The following is a 17,766-nucleotide window of genomic DNA, read 5'->3' on the forward strand; positions in this document are numbered from 1 at the left end:
CGTGAAACCGGCGTGCCGAAGGCCAGTGCACCCGTGGAACTGGCTTTGCCAGGCCACCGGGTGCGTCCCCCTCCCGCGCAGCGAGAGAGGGGGAAGGCGCGAAGCGACTCAGGGGGTGCTTCATTCCTAGACCAGTACCCGCTCGATGCCGCCGCCGTTGGCGCGCTGCACGTACTCGGGCATCCAGTTGTCGCCCAGGATCTCGCGGGCCATCTCGACCACGATGTAGTCGGCCTCGAGCAAACCGTTGCTCAGGTCGTCCTGGTAGCGGTTCAGGCCCTGCAGGCAGCTGGGGCAGCTGGTGAGGATCTTCACGTTGTCCTGGGCGGCCACGGCGCCCGGCCCCGCGCCGGTGGCCTTCATGACCTCGCGCAGCTTGGCTTCGCCCTTCCTGATTTCTTCTTCCTTGCGGAAACGCACCTGGGTCGACACGTCAGGCCGGGTCACGCCCAGCGTGCCCGATTCGCCGCAGCAGCGCTCGCTCTTCAAGACCTGCTCGCCCACCAGCGCCTTCACGGTCTTCATCGAGTCGCCGAGCTTCATCGGGTTGTGGCAGGGCTCGTGGTACAGGTAGGCGCCCTTGCCCTGCAGCGTGATGCCCTTCTCCAGCAAATACTCATGGATGTCGATGATGCGGCTGCCTGGGAAGATCTTGCCGAACTCGTAGCCCTGCAGCTGGTCGTAGCAGGTGCCGCAGCTGACCACCACGGTCTTGATGTCGAGGTAGTTGAGCGTGTTGGCCACACGGTGGAAGAGCACACGGTTGTCCGTGATCATCTTCTCGGCCTTGTCGAACTGGCCACTGCCACGCTGCGGGTAGCCGCAGCACAGGTAACCCGGCGGCAGCACCGTCTGCACGCCCGCGTGCCACAGCATGGCCTGCGTGGCCAGGCCGACCTGCGAGAACAGGCGCTCGGAGCCGCAGCCGGGGAAGTAGAACACCGCCTCCGTCTCGGCCGTGGTGGTGGCCGGGTTGCGGATGATGGGCACGTAGTCCTTGTTCTCGATGTCGAGCAGCGCCCGCGCCGTCTTCTTGGGCAGGCCGCCGGGCAGCTTCTTGTTGATGAAGTGGACCACCTGCTCCTTGACCGGCGCGGTGCCCACGGTGGCGGGCGGCTTGGCGGTCTGCTTGCGGCCCACCTTGCGCAGCAGATCCACGGCCATGCGCTGGGCCTTGAAGCCCACGTCCACCATGGCCGAGCGCATGAACTTGATGGTGTCCGGGTTGGTGGCGTTGAGCATGGTCATCGCCAGCGCATTGCCCGGGCGGAAGCTCTTCTTGCCCATCTTGCGCAGCAGGTTGCGCATGTTCATGGTGACGTCGCCGAAGTCGATCTTCACCGGGCACGGGCTCTCGCACTTGTGGCACACCGTGCAGTGGTCGGCCACGTCCTCGAATTCCTGCCAGTGCTTGATGGACACGCCGCGGCGCGTCTGCTCCTCGTACAGGAAGGCCTCGACCAGCAGCGAGGTGGCCAGGATCTTGTTGCGCGGGCTGTACAGCAGGTTGGCGCGCGGTACGTGGGTGGCGCACACGGGCTTGCACTTGCCGCAGCGCAGGCAGTCCTTGACCGAATCGGCGATCGCGCCGATGTCGCTCTGCTGCATGATCAGCGACTCGTGGCCCATGAGGCCGAAGCTCGGCGTGTAGGCGTTGGTCAGGTCGGCGTGGCGCACGGGGTTTGAAGCCGCATAGCCTCCTACCGCTTGTCCAGCAAGCGCTGGAAGCTCCTGATTTCGTAGCAACTTGCCCTTGTTGAACCGGCCTTCCGGGTCCACCCGCTGTTTGTACTGCGCGAACGGAAGCAGCTCTTCGTCGGTCAGGAATTCGAGCTTGGTGATGCCGATGCCGTGCTCGCCCGAGATCACGCCGTCCAGGCTGCGCGCCAGCACCATGATGCGCTCCACCGCCTCGTGGGCGGTCTGCAGCATCTCGTAGTCGTCGCTGTTGACCGGCAGGTTGGTGTGCACGTTGCCGTCGCCCGCATGCATGTGCAGGGCCACCCAGACGCGGCCCTTGAGCACGCGCTGGTGGATGGCGGTGACTTCCTGAAGGATGGGCTTGAAGGCCGCGCCGGTGAAGATGCCCGAGAGCGGCGCACGCAGCTGGGTCTTCCAGCTCGCGCGCAGCGTGTGGTCCTGCAGTTGCGGGAACAGCGCTTCGACGTCGTGCAGCCAGCCTTGCCACAGCGCACGCACCTCCTGCACCAGGGCGATGGCCTGGGCCACGCGCTCCTGCAGCAGCTCGGGCGATGGCACTTCGTCGTCCGCGTCGTGTTTGCCCAGCGGCAGGTTGCCGCGCTCGAAGAACTCGGTCAGCGCGTCGCACAGCTTGATCTTGTTGCGCAGGCTCAACTCGATGTTGATGCGCTCGATGCCGTCGGTGTACTCGGCCATGCGCGGCAGCGGAATCACCACGTCTTCGTTGATCTTGAAGGCGTTGGTGTGGCGGCTGATGGCGGCCGTCTTCTTGCGGTCGGCCCAGAACTTCTTGCGCGCGTCGGCGCTGATGGCGATGAAGCCTTCGCCGCTGCGCGAGTTGGCGATGCGCACCACCTCGCTGGTCACGCGCGCCACCTCGTCGGCGTTGTCGCCCGCGATGTCGCCGATCAGCACCATCTTGGGCAGGCCGCCGTTGCCCTTCTTGCTCTTGGTGGCGTAGCCCACGGCCTTCAGGTAGCGGTCGTCCAGGTGTTCCAGGCCGGCGAGCAGCACGCCACTGCGCTTTTGCTCGGCGAACATGTAGTCCTTGATCTCGACGATGCTGGGCACCGCATCCTTGGCGTTGCCGAAGAACTCCATGCACACGGTGCGCGTGTGCTCGGGCATGCGGTGCACCACCCAGCGCGCGCTGGTGATGAGGCCGTCGCAGCCCTCTTTCTGGATGCCGGGCAGGCCCGACAGGAACTTGTCCGTCACGTCCTTGCCCAGGCCCTCCTTGCGGAAGGTCTTGCCCGGGATGGCCAGGCGCTCGGTGCGCACGGGCGTCTTGCCGTCGGCCTCGAAGTACTGCAGCTCGAAGGTGGCCGTCTCCGCGTCATGGATCTTGCCCATGTTGTGGTCCAGGCGGGTCACTTCGAGCCACTGGGCGTCGGGCGTGACCATGCGCCAGCTGGCCAGGTTGTCGAGCGCCGTGCCCCACAGCACGGCCTTCTTGCCGCCCGCGTTCATGGCGATGTTGCCGCCGATGCAGCTGGCCTCGGCGCTGGTGGGGTCCACCGCGAACACGAAGCCCGCGCGCTCGGCCGCGTCGGCCACGCGCTGGGTGACCACGCCGGCCTCGGTCCACACGGTGCCGACTTCGCTGTCCATGCCCGGCAGGCGGCGCATCTCCACCTCGGTCATGGCTTCGAGCTTTTCGGTGTTGATGACCACGCTCTTCCACGTGAGCGGAATCGCGCCGCCGGTGTAGCCGGTGCCGCCCCCGCGCGGGATGATTGTCAGGCCCAGTTCGATGCAGCCCTTGACGAGGCCCGCCATCTCGACCTCGGTGTCGGGCGTGAGCACCACGAACGGGTATTCGACGCGCCAGTCGGTGGCGTCGGTCACGTGGCTCACGCGCGATAGGCCGTCGAACTTGATGTTGTCCTTGGCCGTGAGGCGGCCCAGGGTCTTCTGGATCTGGCGGCGCAGCTGCGCGGCCTGCTCGAAGGTGGCGTTGAATTCGGCCACCGCACGGCGCGCGGCCACCACCAGCTCGCCCACCAGGCGGTCGCGCCCGGCATCGTCGGCGGGGGTGCGGCGCTTGTCGACCTCGCCCAGGCGGTGCTGCAGCGCGTCCACCAGCAGCTTGCGGCGGGCCGGGTTGTCCAGCAGGTCGTCCTGCAGGTAAGGGTTGCGCTGCACCACCCAGATATCGCCCAGCACCTCGTACAGCATGCGGGCCGACCGGCCGGTGCGGCGCTCCTTGCGTAGCTGGTCCAGCAGGTCCCAGGACGGAGACCCCAGCAGCCGGATCACGATCTCCCTGTCGGAGAACGAGGTGTAGTTATAGGGAATCTCGCGTAGGCGCGCAGGTTCCGCGGCCTGGGTGTGCAGGGCGGCGACCGCAGTAAAGGCGTTCATGAAGTAGACCTGGGGAAGCGCTATGCGCTGGACCGTGGGAGCCCGCGATTTTATGCCACCCCGCTGCCCGCCGCATTCACGCCGTCTGGCGCCATGGAATCCGGTTGGCTTCCACCGCCGTCGCACCCATGGTCTGCTCGGTGGCAGACGACGTCCACGCGCCGGGAACGCACCGCGGCATGACGTCGGCAATGCCGCCGTGCTCGTCGTTGTGCACCACGATCACCTGGTTCGAGCGCATGGCCTGCAGAAGCTCCGGCGTCAGATGGAAGCTGGCGGACAGCTGGCTGTCGTCGAGCGCCGGGATCACGCTGCGCCGCTCCACCTTGCGGCGGATCTGGTTGTACAGCGCCCAGCCGGCCAGCACCGCAGCGTTGAAGGCCGCGATGACGCCGTACCACAGCAAGGTGTCCACCGTGGAGCGCAGCGCATCGAACCGCGCTGTCAGATCGAGCGACGGCACCTGCACCATGGCCGCGACGCCCCGGTAGAACAGGAACAGGAAGCCGGCCCAGGCCACCAGGGTCACGGCCGCGTCGACCAGGCGGGGCAGCCGGCCCTGGCGGGTGTGGATGAGCGGGCCGTTCATGGCGGTGCAGGCCGGGCGATGCCGCGGTCGGGGCTGACCCAGCGGGCCCGCGCGCGCTGGGTCTTGAGCATGACCTTGGGAAAGCTCACGAGGGTGGTGAACAGGCTCAGCAGCCAGAAGACCACGGGGTACCAGATCATCCAGTACAGCGTGCTGCGCATGCCCGATTCGTAGCGCCGGTCGATGGACACGCTCACCGTGAACTGCAGCAGGCAGGTCACCGTCAGCACCAGCCCGGTGAACGACGGCGGCATGAGCCGCGGCACGAACAGGTTGCCCGGCAGGTGGACGAACTTGCCCAGCAGGTACAGCACCACGGTGACCGCGAACATGAAGGCCCAGCCCGTGGACATGCAGAATTCCAGCATCAACAGCCACATGCGGCGGTTGCGCCAGTTCCACATGCCGCGCAGGTTCTTGAGGAACACCTCGGCACCGCCCTGCGCCCAGCGCAGGCGCTGTTTCCAGAGGCCGCGCAGCGTCTCGGGCATCAGGATCCAGCACAGCGCACGCGGCTCGAAGAAGATGGACCAGTGGCGCTTTTGCAGCTTCCAGCTGATGTCGATGTCCTCGGTGATCATGTCCGGGCTCCAGTAGCCCACGTCGTCCAGCGCCCGCCGGCGGAACGCCGCCACCACGCCCGAGACGGTGAACACCTGGCCGTACACGCGCTGCGTGCGCTTGATGAGCCCGATGATGGAAGAAAACTCGCCCACCTGGATGCGCCCCACCAGGGTGGAACGGGTGCGGATGCGCGGGTTGCCGGTCACCGCGCCCACGCGCGGGTTGTCGATGAGCGGCGCCACCAGGTAGGCGACCGCGTCGCGGTCGAGCAGCGCATCGCCGTCGATGCACACCAGGTACTCGCTGCGCGCGGCGGCGGCGCCCATCTGCAGGCCGATGGCCTTGCCCTGGTTCTGCGCCAGGTGGATCACCCGCAGGCGCGGGTGCTGCGCGGCCAGCGCATCGAGCACCTCGCCCGTGTTGTCGCGCGAACCGTCGTTGATGGCGATGACCTCGATGTTCGGGTAGCGCTGCGCCAGGGCCGCGCCCAGGGTCTCGGCGGCGTTGTCGCCTTCGTTGTAGCAGGGCACCAGGATGGACACCAGCGGCTCGCCCTTGAGCGCGGGCGCGGGCACGTCCGGCCCCCAGGCCCAGTGGCGCTCCCAGTGCATCCAGTAGTACAGGCCGCCCGCGATCCAGATGCCCGACATGAACAGCGGGTAGAGGAACACGAAGTCCAGCACCGCGTCGCTGGACAGCAGCATCTGCAGCGCCAGCGGACCGCAGACGATGAGCGACAGCGCCAGCAGCGCAAGCACGCGGCTCCTCATGGCTGCAACGCCCCGCTGTTGGACAGGGCCGGCCGCACCTGCTCGACGCTCGGCACGCCCGTGATGAAGTTGTCGGGGTAGTAGCCGAAGCTGCGCGCGCCGCGCATCTGCAGCCGCCGCATCCAGCCCGCCAGCCGCTGGCCGGGCACGGGCTGGCTGTTGCGCCAGTCCAACGCCTGCAGCTCGAAGACCGTGCGGTCCATCGCTCCGGGCCGCCGGCGGATGGAATCCACCACCGTGTCCAGCCAGGCATCCGCATCGGCGTCGGGGACGTTCTCCATGAACGGCATGGCCATGGGCGCGGTCCAGTCGTACGAGGCGAGGAAGTCGTCCAGGTTCTGCGCGAACCAGGCTTCGCTCTCCGGCTTGAGCATGGGCATGGCGAAGATGTTGCGCGCGGTCTTGACCTGCGGGCCGCGGATGGCGCGCACACGCCCTGCCAGCTCCAGCGTGAAGTCCGTCAGCGCGCGAGTCTTGAACTGCGTCCAGCGCCGCAACGTGGCGGGGTCGGCGCGCAGCTCGGCGATGGTGCCGGGCAGGCCCGCCGCGCGGTAGGCCGCCAGCGCGGGTGCGCTCGCGTCCTCGAAGTCGGACAGCAACGCATCGTCGTGGAACAGCACGCCGTCGAACCAGGCCGAACGGGCCAGGTCTTCATACAGGTCGGCGATGCGCGAGCGCACCGTGGGATCGAACGGCGACATGCGGCGGTACTGGCCCGTGTCCGGCGTGGCCTCGCCCTTGTCGTTGACCCGCTGCACCCGGGGCAGCGCAGCGTCCAGGTCGAAGGCCAGCACCGGCATCCAGGCGTACACCGCCACGCGGGTGCGGGTGCGCAGCTGCCACGCCACGCGGTTGAACAGGTCGGCGCGCACGGGCAGCCAGCGGTTGGGAAAGTACACCGAGTGCACGGTGCCGTCGCCCTGCGCATCGGAAAACGCCTGCAGGAACACCGTGTTCACGCCCAGGTCCTGCACGCGCTGCACCAGGTGGTCGAAGTTGCGTGCCTGCTGCGCGGGGTCGGCGTCGTAGAGGTAGTCCAGGTCGACGTGGGCCACGCGCAGCACCCGGTGCTCCTGCGTGGCGATGACCGCGGAGGCGAACTGATCGACCGACGGGTCCCCGGTGACCAGCACGCGCGGCGTGTTGAACAGGCTTGCGGTGCTGCCGATGCCCTCGTCCAGCGTCATCGCCATCTGGTAGCCGTGGCGCTTGACGACGGCCAGTGCGCTGCCGTTGGCGGCGCCATACGGCCATACCCAGACCCGCGGGGCCTTGCCGGTCACACCGCGGATCTTGGTGGTGATGGCCGCCACGTCTGCCTCGAGGCGCCGCAGGAAGGCCTCGTCGTTCTCATACGACGCGGTGGCCGGGTCGTACCGGCGCGTGGCGGCGGCGGGCTGCGTGTTGCCCTGGGGGTTGGCCACGATGCCGTGGTGCAGGTGGTCGGTGTGCGCACCGACTTCCACCAGGCCCGATGCCGCCATCTCGCCCACCTGGGCCCAGGTGGCAAAGCGCTCGCGGGGCGTCTGCAGGCCGCCGAAGTCCACCGGCTGGTCGGCCGGCGCGTCCAGCCACTCCCCCACGGGCGCCAGCACCGCAGGCCAGCCGGTGGCCTTGAGCAGGGGGAACACGCGGTCATAGAAGCTGCGGTATCCGTCGTCGAAGGTCAGCAGCACGGCTTTGGCCGGCAGGGGCTTGCCGCCGTCGCGTGCGGCCAGGATCTGGTCCACCGACACCGGCTGGTAGCCGTTTTGCCGCAGCCACGCAAAGTGCGCGACGAGGCGGTCGGTGCGCACGGCCAGGTAGCGCGCATCGGCCTCGCCGTCCTGCACGTCGTGGTAGGCCACGGTCACGAAGCTGTTGACGGGCCAGGGGCGCTCCGCCTCGGGCAGGGTCCGGGCCTTGGGGGGCACGAACGGCTGCGCGTCTGCGGCGAAGGCCGGCAGCGCCACCATGCATGCGGCCATGGATGCGAGCACGCCCAGCATGCGGGCCCTGCGACGGATGAGCGAGAAGACTGTCGGAAACATTCTCAGAACCTGTAGAGAAGATCGAACGCGGTGCGCAGGATGCGCTCGTCCACGCCGTCATAAGGGCGACGGGTGATGGAAAAGGAAAGCCCCATTTCCAGGGTGTCGTTCACGCGCAGGCGCTGCCCGTAGCCCAGCGTGGCGACCTCGCCCACGCCGTAGCCGCGCTGGGCGTACGCCCCCACGCCGAGCTGCAGGCGCTGGCGCCATTCCAGCTGGTAGTGGCGGTACAGCACGTGCGCCACGTCGAGCGTGGGCAGCAGGAAGACATCGGACTCGGGCGCGAAGTAGGGGCCGCCGGGCCGGCTGTTGCGCGAGTGCGAGAGCTCCATCACCAGGTCTGCGTACACGCCGTAGCGGGTGTAGATGCGCTCGCGGCCGGCCACGCCGACGGACAGGCGGCGGTTGCCGTCCGAGTAGTCCAGCCCACCCACGCTCACGTTCCAGTCGCGCCGCTCGTTGGCGCGCCAGCGCAGTGCGGCGGTCACGCTGTCGGCGGTGATGTCGCTGCGCAGCGCGCGCAGCGGCGTGTCGCGCGACAGGCGCTCCGCGGCGCCGCTGATCTGCCACTGGTCGCTGAGATCGTGGCGCCCCTCCAGCCGCAGGCCGGTGCGCTGCCCGTAGCCGAAGTTGTGGGTGGAGATTTCGCCCTCCACGGTGTTGTCGCGCACCCGCCATTCGCCGCCGGCGCGGTAGCTGCGGTGCACGCCGCGGCCTTCGCGGAAGTCGCCGCTGCCAAAGCCGAAGCCGGCGAACAGGCGCCAGTCGTCCTGCACCGGCGCGCTGTAGAGCACGGTGTCGGTGCCGTAGTCGCCGTTGCCGGTGGAGGGATTGGGGCTGGACGACAGGCCGCGGTAGCCCGACACCCGCAGCTCGGGCATGCGAAACACCCGGCGTGTCCGGTCCAGGCGCTGCACCTGGAGGTTTTCGGGATAGCGTTCGAGCACGTCATCGGCCAGCGCGTCCGCCTGCTTCCACTCCTGCAGGTCCATCGCGGTAAAGCCCTGCTGCAGCTCCAGCGACAGCGCGCGCGGCTCCATGGCTTCGACCAGTTTCAGCTCTTGCTCCGCCCGGCGCGGCCAGGCGCGGCCCCGGTAGACGCCCGCCAGCGCGATGCGCGCACCGAGGTGACCCGGCGCCTGCTGCACCATGCGTTCGAGGCGCAGCTGCGCCTCGGGCGTGTCGTCGGAAAAGCTGTGCGCCTGCGCTGCCTCCATGGCCGCAGAGGCCCAGACGGCGCGGCCTGCGGGGGTGGCGGCAAACGCCTTTTGCGTGCCGTCCGCCAGGGACACGGCGGCGTCCATGGCCTCGGACTCGACCAGCGAATAGAACAGGCCCGAGGCATCGCCGGAGCTGACCGACGGATCCGCCTGGCTGCGCTCGAGCAACTCGGCATACAGCAGGCGCGCGGCCTGCGCCTGCCGCAGGTACAGATAGGCGCCGGCCACCCAGCGCAGGGCGTAGTCCGGCACCGGCACGCCATCGCGCCGCAGGGCCTCGTACTCGGCGACCGCCGTGTCCATGCGGCTGCGCACGGTCAGCGCCCCGATGCGGTCGATGCGCATGCGCTGCAGGTCGCGCACGGCCTGCGGGTCGGCGCTCCACCGGGCAAACACCTGCTCGTAGAACGCCAGGGCCTTGTCGGCCACTGCGAAGCGCTCACTCTCGCTGCGCACGGGTGCGAACGACAGGCGCACCATTTCCGCGCCGATGTCGGCCTGCAGCCTGCGCTGCTGCGCCGCGCCCATGAGCGCGGGCTGTGCGTCCACCAGGGCCTGCGCCTGCACCGGCAGGCCGGCGGACTGCAGTGCGTCGGCATAGGCCATCTGCACTTCGGCATCGTCGGGTGCCAGCGAGCGCGCGCGGCTCGCCTCGGCCAGCGCCGCATGAAAGCGCCGCGCCGCCGTGTGCACATAGGCCAGGGCCAGGCGGCGGCGCGCCACCATCGGGGTCTCGGCCACCAGCGCTTCGGCCTGGGTGCGCGCATCCGCATCGCGCCCCGCATCCGCCAGGACGTGGATCTCCCCCATGCGCAGCTCCGCGTCATCCGGGCTGCGCGCCAAGGCGCGGGCATACAGCGCCAGCGCGTCGTCCCACTGCCGCAAGTTGCGGTGGGCGCGCGCCACCGACGCCAGGGTACTGACCGGCAGCGTGAGCGACGCGCCATGGCGGCGGTACACATCCACCACTTCCTGGTCCAGCCGGGCCCAGCCGGCGATATCGATCCAGTCGGCCACCAGGCGCGCAGCATCGGCACGGTCCAGCCGCTCTTGCCGCAGGTAGTCGAGCACCGGGGTGGTGTCTCCGGTCCTGGCGCGCCGGACCAAGGCGTCGTAGGACTCGGCCACCGGTACGGGCGTGGCCGTGTCCGCATACGCCAACGCGCAGGCCATCGCACCAGCGGCCACGGCGGCGTGGAACGCGGGGCGAACGGGCAGGGACAGGGGAGGAAACGGGTTCCCGAACATACAGACGAAAAGTGGAGACAGCGGGTAGAAAACACGGTGCCGGCAGCGGTGAGCGCCAGCGTGGCCGCCATTGTTGCCAGCGACAGACCTACCGCGCGGCTCGCTTTGCAAACAATGTTCAACAACCTTTGCTGTAAAGAGTTGTATCAAACTGTGAATTTTAGACGAACACCGGGATTTCGGGTGTTTCCTTGGAAAAAGAGGGCTCATTGCCCTCTAGTACGGTCAGGATTGCCGGCTGGATGTGTAACAAATTCAATCGAGCCTGTTTTTCAGAACTTTGTGCGGCGCGCCGTCTTTTCGCACAGTGGGCCCATGGAGGGTCAAGACGACAACCCACAAAAAAGCCGCGCACCGGAAGGCTCGGTGCGCGGCTTGGGCCGATAGCGGCAATGACCCCGAATGGGCCGGCGAACGGCCCTGAGGTTCGTTAGAACAGCACCCGGCTCCTGAGGGTGCCGGTGACCTGTGCGAGCTTGTCCAGCGCCAGGTCCGACGACGCGGCATCGATGTCGATCACCACGTAGCCGATCTTTTCGTTGGTCTGCAGGTACTGGGCGGAGATGTTGATCTCGTTGTCCGAGAAGATGCGGTTGATCTCGGACAGCACGCCCGGCACATTGCGGTGGATGTGCAGCAGACGGTGCTTGCCCGGGTGGGCGGGCAGCGCCACCTCGGGGAAGTTGACGGACGAGGTGCTGGTGCCGTTGTCGCTGTACTTCACCAGCTTTTCGGCCACTTCGAGGCCGATGTTGGCCTGGGCTTCCATGGTGGAGCCGCCGACGTGCGGGGTGAGGATCACGTTGTCCAGGCCACGCAGGGGCGACTGGAACTCGTCCTTGTTGGTGCGCGGCTCGACCGGGAACACGTCGATGGCCGCGCCCAGCAGCTTCTTGGCCTTGAGCGCGTCGGCCAGGGCGTCGATATCCACCACCGTGCCGCGGGCCGCGTTGATGAGGATGGCGCCGGGCTTGAGGGCCGCGATCTCGGCCGGGCCGATCATGCCTTCGGTCGATGGCAGCTCGGGCACGTGCAGGCTCACGATGTCGCTTTGGCCCAGCAGGTCGTGCAGGTGGTGCACCTGGCGGGCATTGCCCAGGGGCAACTTGTTGACCACGTCGAAGAACGCCACGTGCATGCCCAGTGCCTCGGCCAGCACCGACAGCTGCGTGCCGATGGAGCCGTAGCCCACGATGCCCAGCGTCTTGCCACGGATCTCGTAGGCGTTCTCGGCCGACTTGAGCCAGCCGCCGCGGTGCGCCACGGCGTTCTTCTCGGGAATGCCGCGCAGCAGCAAGATGGCTTCGGCCAGCACCAGCTCGGCCACGGAGCGGGTGTTGGAGTACGGCGCATTGAACACCGCGATGCCGCGCTCACGCGCCGCATTGAGGTTGACCTGGTTGGTGCCGATGCAAAAGCAACCCACGGCTACCAGCTTTTGCGCATGCGAGAAAACCTCTTCGGTCAGCTGCGTGCGCGAGCGGATGCCCAGGAAGTGCACGTCGGCGATCTTGCGCTTGAGTTCCTCATCGGGCAGCGCGCCGGACACGGTTTCGATCTGGGTGTAGCCCGCAGCCCGGATCACGTCCACGGCGGAAGCGTGGATGCCCTCGAGCAGCAGAAATTTGATCTTGTTCTTGTCCAGCGAATTGGTAGCCATGGCGATAAGAAGAAAGGGTGTGGAGAAAAGAAACCCGGCGCGTTTGCGGCGCGAACGAACCGGTGCGGGAGCCGCCGGAACGTGACCCGCAGCATGGTGCATCGCACAAAACCTTGCAAGCCTCGGCAAATGCGTCGCACATTGTCACAAAAGAGTCACAATCGCATCCCTTACGGGCATCCCCAAGGGGTTTCCCGGTTGTTGCACGGACTGCGGTCATGCGACAACGACATATCAATGACACATGGGCTGCATAGCATTCGACCCTTGTGTTTTTCGTCATTTTCAGAGGACATATTCATGCAAACGAAGCATCTGGCGGTCTGCGCTGCCATCGCCATGTCGGCGTGCCTGCCTGCACAAGCCCAGGCTCAGGCACCGGTCGAGATCCAGTGGTGGCACTCGATGAGCGCAGCGCTCGGCGACTGGGTCAACGACCTGGCCAAGCAGTACAACGCCAGCCAGACCAAGTTCAAGGTCGTGCCCACCTACAAGGGCACGTATGACGAATCGATGACGGGTGCCATCGCCGCGTTCCGCGCAGGCAACGCCCCCCACATCCTGCAGGTCTATGAAGTGGGTACCGCCACCATGATGGCCAGCAAGGGCGCCATCATGCCCGCCGCCAAGGTGCTCAACGACGGCGGCTTCAAGTTCGACCCCACGCAGTACGTGTCGGCCGTGGCCGGCTACTACACCGCGCCCAACGGCCAGATGCTGAGCTACCCGCTCAACAGCTCCACCACCATCTTCTACTACAACAAGGACGCCTTCAAGAAGGCCGGCCTGGACCCTGAAAAGGCCCCCAAGACCTGGCCCGAAGTGTTCGCTGCCGCGACCAAGCTCAAGGCCAGCGGCCACAGCTGCCCGCTGACCACCAGCTGGATCAGCTGGACGCAGCTGGAAAGCTTCTCGCTGTGGCACAACACGCTGTTCGCCTCCAAGAACAACGGTTTCGACGGCAACGACGCCAAGCTGGAAATCAACACCCCGCTGCACGTGCGCCACTTCGAGAACCTGGCCAAGGCCTCCAAGGACGGCAGCTTCGTCTACAAGGGCCGCGGCAACGCGCCGGACGCGTCCTTCCCATCGGGCGAGTGCGCCATGATCACCGGCTCGTCGGGCCTGTACGCCCGCGTGGCCAAGGAAGCCAAGTTCGCCTACGGCATCTCGGCACTGCCCTACTACGCCGATGTGAAGGGTGCGCCCCAGAACACCGCCATCGGTGGCGCCAGCCTGTGGATCATGTCCGGCAAGAAGGCCGAGGAGTACAAGGGCGTCGCCGACTTCCTGAACTTCCTGAACGACACCAAGGTGCAGGCCGCCAGCCACCAGCGCACGGGCTACCTCCCCGTGACGACCGCTGCATACAAGCTGACCGAGGCATCGGGCTTCTATGAAAAGAACCCCGGCACCGACGTGGCCGTGACGCAGATGATCCGCAAGGCCACCGACAAGTCGCGCGGCATCCGCCTGGGCAATTTCTCGCAGATCCGCACCATCATCGACGAGGAAACCGAACAGATCTGGTCGGGCAAGAAGTCGCCCAAGGAAGCGCTGGACACGGCCGTGACCCGCGGCAACGAGCAACTGGCCCGCTTCGCACGCGCCAACAAGTAAGCGTTCATCGAGCGCATGCTGATGCCCTCCGGCCGCTGTGGCCGGGGCGGCATCGAAAGCCCGCCACCCCTGCCAACCCAAGCGGTTTGCCGGGCGGCGGGTTGTCTTTTTTGCCGGCAGGGCTTCCCGCGGCAAGAATCTGCCCGGTAACAGGGCAGCCCCCCAAGAGCGGCGGTGGAGCGCGGGGGGAATTTTTAAGAGTCTGGACATGGAAAAACGCGTTCTTTTTCGCTCCGCATGGCTGCCCTGGGTGCTCATAGCACCCCAGCTGGCCATCATCAGCGTCTTCTTCTTCTGGCCAGCCGGCCAGGCCCTGGTGCAATCGTTCCAGATGCAGGACAGCTTCGGCATGTCCACGGAATGGGTGGGCTTCGACAACTTCAAGAACCTGTTCGAAGACCCGGGCTACCTCGCATCGTTCAAGACCACGGCATTCTTCTCGATCCTGGTGGCGGTGGTGGGCATCGGCCTGTCGCTGATGCTGGCGATCTTTGCCGACCGCATCATCAAGGGCGCGCTCGTCTACAAGACGGCGCTGCTGCTGCCCTACGCCGTGGCACCCGCCGTGGCCGGCGTGCTGTGGATGTTCATGTTCTCGCCCTCGCTGGGCGTGGTGGCGTACATGCTGCGCCAGTCGGGGTTCAACTGGAACCACATGCTCAACTCCGACCATGCGATGACGCTGATCGTGATCGCCGCGGTGTGGAAGCAGATCTCCTACAACTTCCTGTTCTTCCTCGCGGGCCTGCAGTCCATCCCCAAGTCGCTGATCGAAGCGGCTTCGATCGACGGTGCCGGCCCCTGGCGCCGGTTCTGGAGCATCCAGTTCCCGCTGCTGTCACCCACCACGTTCTTCCTGCTGGTGATCAACGTGGTGTATGCCTTCTTCGACACCTTCGCCATCGTGGATTCGACCACGCAGGGCGGCCCGGGGCGCGACACCGCGATCCTGGTCTACAAGGTGTACCACGACGGATTCAAGTCCATGGACATGGGCGGATCGGCCGCGCAGTCGGTGGTGCTGATGGTCATCGTCGTCGTGCTGACAGTCATCCAATTCCGCTACGTCGAGAAGAAAGTCCAATACTGATATGGTTGAACGCAGCCCTTACCTCACCGCGTTCTCGCACCTCATCATGGTGCTGGGCGTGATCATCGTCGGCTTCCCGCTGTACCTGGCCTTCGTGGCCTCCACCCACACCGCGCAGGACATCGTGCAGGTGCCCATGCCCATGGTGCCCGGCGGCAACTTCTGGCAGACCTACCACGACGCCCTGTTCGGCGGCGGCGCTGGCGCGGGCTCCACCGCGCCCGTGGCACGCATGATGTGGGTGAGCTTCGTCACCGCCATGGTCATCACCGTGGGCAAGATCGCGATCTCGCTGCTGTCGGCGTTCGCGATCGTGTACTTCCGCTTCCCGTTCAAGGGCATCTGCTTCTGGCTGATCTTCATCACGCTGATGCTGCCGGTGGAAGTGCGCATCGGCCCCACCTACCAGGTGGTGTCGGATCTGGGCATGCTCAACAGCTATGCGGGCCTCACGGTGCCGCTGATCGCGTCGGCCACGGCCACGTTCCTGTTCCGGCAGTTCTTCCTCACGGTGCCCGACGAGCTGGTCGAGGCCGCCCGCGTGGACGGCGCAGGCCCCATGCGCTTCTTCAAGGACATCCTGGTGCCGCTGTCGCGCACGTCGATCGCTGCGCTGTTCGTGATCCAGTTCATCTACGGCTGGAACCAGTACCTGTGGCCGCTGCTCGTGACCACGTCCGAAGACATGTACCCCGTGGTGATCGGCATCAAGCGGATGCTGGCCGGCGGCGACGCGGGCAATGAATGGAACATCGTGATGGCCACCGCCCTCCTGGCCATGCTGCCACCGGCCTTCGTGGTCGTGGTGATGCAGCGCTGGTTCGTCAAGGGCCTCGTGGACACCGAAAAGTAAAGACAAAACAGCCCCTACCGCTTCATACATCTGCGCTAGCAGCTACCAATTCAATAGCAAAATGGCATCCATATCCCTTCGCAACATCGTCAAGCGCTACGGCACCGGCCCCAAGGCCAACCAGGTCATCCACGGCGTGAACGCCGAGGTCAAGGACGGTGAATTCATCGTGATCGTCGGCCCCTCGGGCTGCGGCAAGTCCACCCTGCTGCGCATGGTCGCGGGCCTGGAAGAAATCTCCGGCGGCGAGCTGCGCATCGGCGACCGCGTCGTGAACGACCTGGAACCCGCCCAGCGCGACATCGCGATGGTGTTCCAGAACTACGCGCTGTACCCGCACATGACGAACTTCGAGAACATGGCCTATGGCCTGAAGATCGCCAAGGTGCCCAAGGAAGAGATCAAGGCGCGCGTGGACAAGGCCGCCAAGATTTTGGAGCTGGGCCACCTGCTCGAGCGCAAGCCGCGCGAGCTGTCGGGCGGCCAGCGCCAGCGCGTGGCCATGGGCCGCGCCATCGTGCGCCAGCCCCAGGTGTTCCTGTTCGACGAGCCGCTGTCCAACCTGGACGCCAAGCTGCGCGCACAGACGCGCCTGGAAATCCAGAAGCTGCACCGCGAGCTGGGCATCACCAGCCTGTTCGTGACCCACGACCAGGTCGAGGCCATGACGCTGGCCGAGCGCATGATCGTGATGAACGCAGGCAACATGGAGCAGTTCGGCACGCCCGAAGAGGTCTACCACACGCCCGCCTCCACCTTCGTGGCCAGCTTCATCGGCTCGCCGCCGATGAACCTGCTCAAGAACGCCCCGAGCGCCGCGCCCGGCACCATCCTGGGCATCCGCCCCGAGCACCTGGACGTGCGCAGCGACGGCTGGGAGGTCAAGGTCGAAACCGTGGAACTGCTGGGCGCCGAACGCCTGATCTACGGCCGCATCAACGGCGAGCAGATCATCGTGCGGGTGGAAGAAGGCACGCACTCGCCCGCCCCAGACTCGGTGATCCACGTGCAGCCCCGCGCCGACCGCCTGCACGCGTTCGACGCCACCACCGGAAAACGCATTCCGTGATGCGCCCCTGAGCGGCTGCGCGGCCTGCCTTGTGGCCGCGCAGACGTTCAGCCGCCCTCTCCTTTTTGCGGCCCATGGGGTTGCCGCAAGGGAAGCGCCCCAAGTCCCGGCGCCCGCGCAAGGCTCCGCACCAGCGCGCCGCGCACCGCCAATCGCCACGTCCACCACCCGCCCCTACGACGATGACCACCCCCTGGCCCTACCCCCGCTGGATCGCCCACCGCGGCGCCGGCAAGCTGGCACCCGAGAACACGCTGGCGGCCTTCCGCCTGGGCGCGCAGCACGGCTACCGCATGTTCGAGTGCGATGCCAAGCTCAGCGCCGACGGCGTGCCGTTCCTCATGCACGACGCCACGCTGGAGCGCACCACCAATGGCCACGGCACCGGTGGCGACCTGCCGTGGAGTGCACTGGCCCAGCTCGATGCCGGCGGCTGGCATTCACGCGCACACGCGGGCGAGCCGCTGCCCACGCTGGAGAACCTGGCCCGGTACTGCATCGCCAACGGTTACTTCCTCAACATCGAGATCAAGCCCACGCCCGGGCTCGAAGAAAAGACCGGGCAGGTGGTCGGCGAGCTGTCGGCGCGCCTCTGGCAGGGCCAGGCCGTGCAGCCGCTGTTCTCGTCCTTCAAGCCCGAGGCTCTGGCTGGCGCCCGCGCCACCGCGCCGCACATCCCGCGCGCGCTGCTGCTCGACACGCTGTGGGACGGCTGCTTCGACGTGGCCCGTGACCTGGGCTGCGTGGCCATCGTGTGCAACCACGCGCTCTGGGACCGCGCCCTCGTGGCCCAGGTAAAGGGCTCTGGCCTGCGCACGCTGAGCTACACCGTCAACGACGACTGGGCCGCGCAGCGCCTGATCGACCTGGGCACCGACGGCATCATCACCGACCGGGTGGACCTGTTCAGCCCGGCGGGCTGATCGCTTTTCACCTTCGGCGCCACGGTGTGGCCGGGCCCGCTGCGGCCCTTGCCCACGGGCAGCTT

11 protein-coding genes are annotated in these 17,766 nt (G+C 67.0%); 5 read left to right on the forward strand and 6 right to left on the reverse strand.

Annotation, left to right across the window (positions count from 1 at the left end):
• Nucleotides 1-126: 126 nt before the first annotated feature.
• The 6 genes from ACSQ3D_RS02845 to serA all read right to left on the reverse strand — a co-directional run bounded on the left by ACSQ3D_RS02845 (nucleotide 127) and on the right by serA (nucleotide 12,146).
• The gene (locus tag ACSQ3D_RS02845) at nucleotides 127-4,065 is read right to left on the reverse strand and encodes a DUF3683 domain-containing protein (protein ID WP_396503548.1); all 3,939 of its coding nucleotides are present in this window, start codon (nucleotides 4,063-4,065) and stop codon (nucleotides 127-129) included.
• A 76-nt stretch (nucleotides 4,066-4,141) separates the two neighbouring features.
• Nucleotides 4,142-4,654 carry a poly-beta-1,6-N-acetyl-D-glucosamine biosynthesis protein PgaD gene (pgaD, locus tag ACSQ3D_RS02850; RefSeq protein ID WP_396503547.1) on the reverse strand — a complete coding sequence of 171 codons (513 nt, stop codon included), beginning with the start codon at nucleotides 4,652-4,654 and terminating at the stop codon, nucleotides 4,142-4,144.
• Nucleotides 4,651-5,988 (reverse strand): poly-beta-1,6-N-acetyl-D-glucosamine synthase, encoded by a 1,338-nt coding sequence (gene pgaC / locus ACSQ3D_RS02855; protein WP_056161309.1) that lies wholly within the window; start codon nucleotides 5,986-5,988, stop codon nucleotides 4,651-4,653. Before pgaC ends, pgaD begins: the two co-directional genes overlap by 4 nt.
• Entirely contained in the window at nucleotides 5,985-8,018 is a 2,034-nt protein-coding gene (pgaB, locus tag ACSQ3D_RS02860) for a poly-beta-1,6-N-acetyl-D-glucosamine N-deacetylase PgaB (protein ID WP_436125876.1), read from the reverse strand. The genes pgaC and pgaB overlap by 4 nt, the downstream gene beginning before the upstream one ends.
• Before the next feature lie 2 nt (nucleotides 8,019-8,020).
• Complete coding sequence (gene pgaA, locus ACSQ3D_RS02865) at nucleotides 8,021-10,486, reverse strand: poly-beta-1,6 N-acetyl-D-glucosamine export porin PgaA (protein WP_436125877.1); 2,466 nt, start codon at nucleotides 10,484-10,486, stop codon at nucleotides 8,021-8,023.
• A 430-nt stretch (nucleotides 10,487-10,916) separates the two neighbouring features.
• The gene (gene serA, locus ACSQ3D_RS02870) at nucleotides 10,917-12,146 is read right to left on the reverse strand and encodes a phosphoglycerate dehydrogenase (protein ID WP_056415535.1); all 1,230 of its coding nucleotides are present in this window, start codon (nucleotides 12,144-12,146) and stop codon (nucleotides 10,917-10,919) included.
• Nucleotides 12,147-12,446: 300 nt separating this feature from the next.
• On the opposite strand from serA, the gene ugpB reads away from it, so the two are divergent.
• From ugpB to ugpQ, 5 genes are all read left to right on the forward strand, one after another.
• Nucleotides 12,447-13,766, forward strand: a complete 1,320-nt coding sequence (gene ugpB, locus ACSQ3D_RS02875) for a sn-glycerol-3-phosphate ABC transporter substrate-binding protein UgpB (RefSeq protein ID WP_056415532.1) — start codon at nucleotides 12,447-12,449, stop codon at nucleotides 13,764-13,766.
• Nucleotides 13,767-13,974: 208 nt separating this feature from the next.
• Nucleotides 13,975-14,856, forward strand: coding sequence for a sn-glycerol-3-phosphate ABC transporter permease UgpA (gene ugpA / locus ACSQ3D_RS02880; protein ID WP_056415529.1), 882 nt, complete (start codon nucleotides 13,975-13,977; stop codon nucleotides 14,854-14,856).
• Between the two features lies 1 nt (nucleotide 14,857).
• Nucleotides 14,858-15,709, forward strand: coding sequence for a sn-glycerol-3-phosphate ABC transporter permease UgpE (gene ugpE / locus ACSQ3D_RS02885; RefSeq protein WP_436125878.1), 852 nt, complete (start codon nucleotides 14,858-14,860; stop codon nucleotides 15,707-15,709).
• Between the two features lie 61 nt (nucleotides 15,710-15,770).
• The gene (locus ACSQ3D_RS02890; RefSeq protein WP_056415526.1) at nucleotides 15,771-16,778 is read left to right on the forward strand and encodes a sn-glycerol-3-phosphate import ATP-binding protein UgpC; all 1,008 of its coding nucleotides are present in this window, start codon (nucleotides 15,771-15,773) and stop codon (nucleotides 16,776-16,778) included.
• A 182-nt stretch (nucleotides 16,779-16,960) separates the two neighbouring features.
• Complete coding sequence (ugpQ, locus tag ACSQ3D_RS02895; RefSeq protein WP_056415524.1) at nucleotides 16,961-17,701, forward strand: glycerophosphodiester phosphodiesterase; 741 nt, start codon at nucleotides 16,961-16,963, stop codon at nucleotides 17,699-17,701.
• The last annotated feature ends 65 nt before the right edge of the window (nucleotides 17,702-17,766 follow it).

Origin of the sequence: Acidovorax sp. LjRoot117, from assembly GCF_964252695.1 — a bacterium.
Classification (GTDB): Bacteria; Pseudomonadota; Gammaproteobacteria; order Burkholderiales; family Burkholderiaceae_C; genus Acidovorax.

Coding starts and splice junctions, on each gene's coding strand:
- ACSQ3D_RS02845 (WP_396503548.1), bottom strand. CDS start 4,065: ATGAACGCCTTTACTGCGGTCGCCGCCCTGCACACCCAGGCCGCGGAA.
- pgaD (WP_396503547.1), bottom strand. CDS start 4,654: ATGAACGGCCCGCTCATCCACACCCGCCAGGGCCGGCTGCCCCGCCTG.
- pgaC (WP_056161309.1), bottom strand. CDS start 5,988: ATGAGGAGCCGCGTGCTTGCGCTGCTGGCGCTGTCGCTCATCGTCTGC.
- pgaB (WP_436125876.1), bottom strand. CDS start 8,018: ATGTTTCCGACAGTCTTCTCGCTCATCCGTCGCAGGGCCCGCATGCTG.
- pgaA (WP_436125877.1), bottom strand. CDS start 10,486: ATGTTCGGGAACCCGTTTCCTCCCCTGTCCCTGCCCGTTCGCCCCGCG.
- serA (WP_056415535.1), bottom strand. CDS start 12,146: ATGGCTACCAATTCGCTGGACAAGAACAAGATCAAATTTCTGCTGCTC.
- ugpB (WP_056415532.1), top strand. CDS start 12,447: ATGCAAACGAAGCATCTGGCGGTCTGCGCTGCCATCGCCATGTCGGCG.
- ugpA (WP_056415529.1), top strand. CDS start 13,975: ATGGAAAAACGCGTTCTTTTTCGCTCCGCATGGCTGCCCTGGGTGCTC.
- ugpE (WP_436125878.1), top strand. CDS start 14,858: ATGGTTGAACGCAGCCCTTACCTCACCGCGTTCTCGCACCTCATCATG.
- ACSQ3D_RS02890 (WP_056415526.1), top strand. CDS start 15,771: ATGGCATCCATATCCCTTCGCAACATCGTCAAGCGCTACGGCACCGGC.
- ugpQ (WP_056415524.1), top strand. CDS start 16,961: ATGACCACCCCCTGGCCCTACCCCCGCTGGATCGCCCACCGCGGCGCC.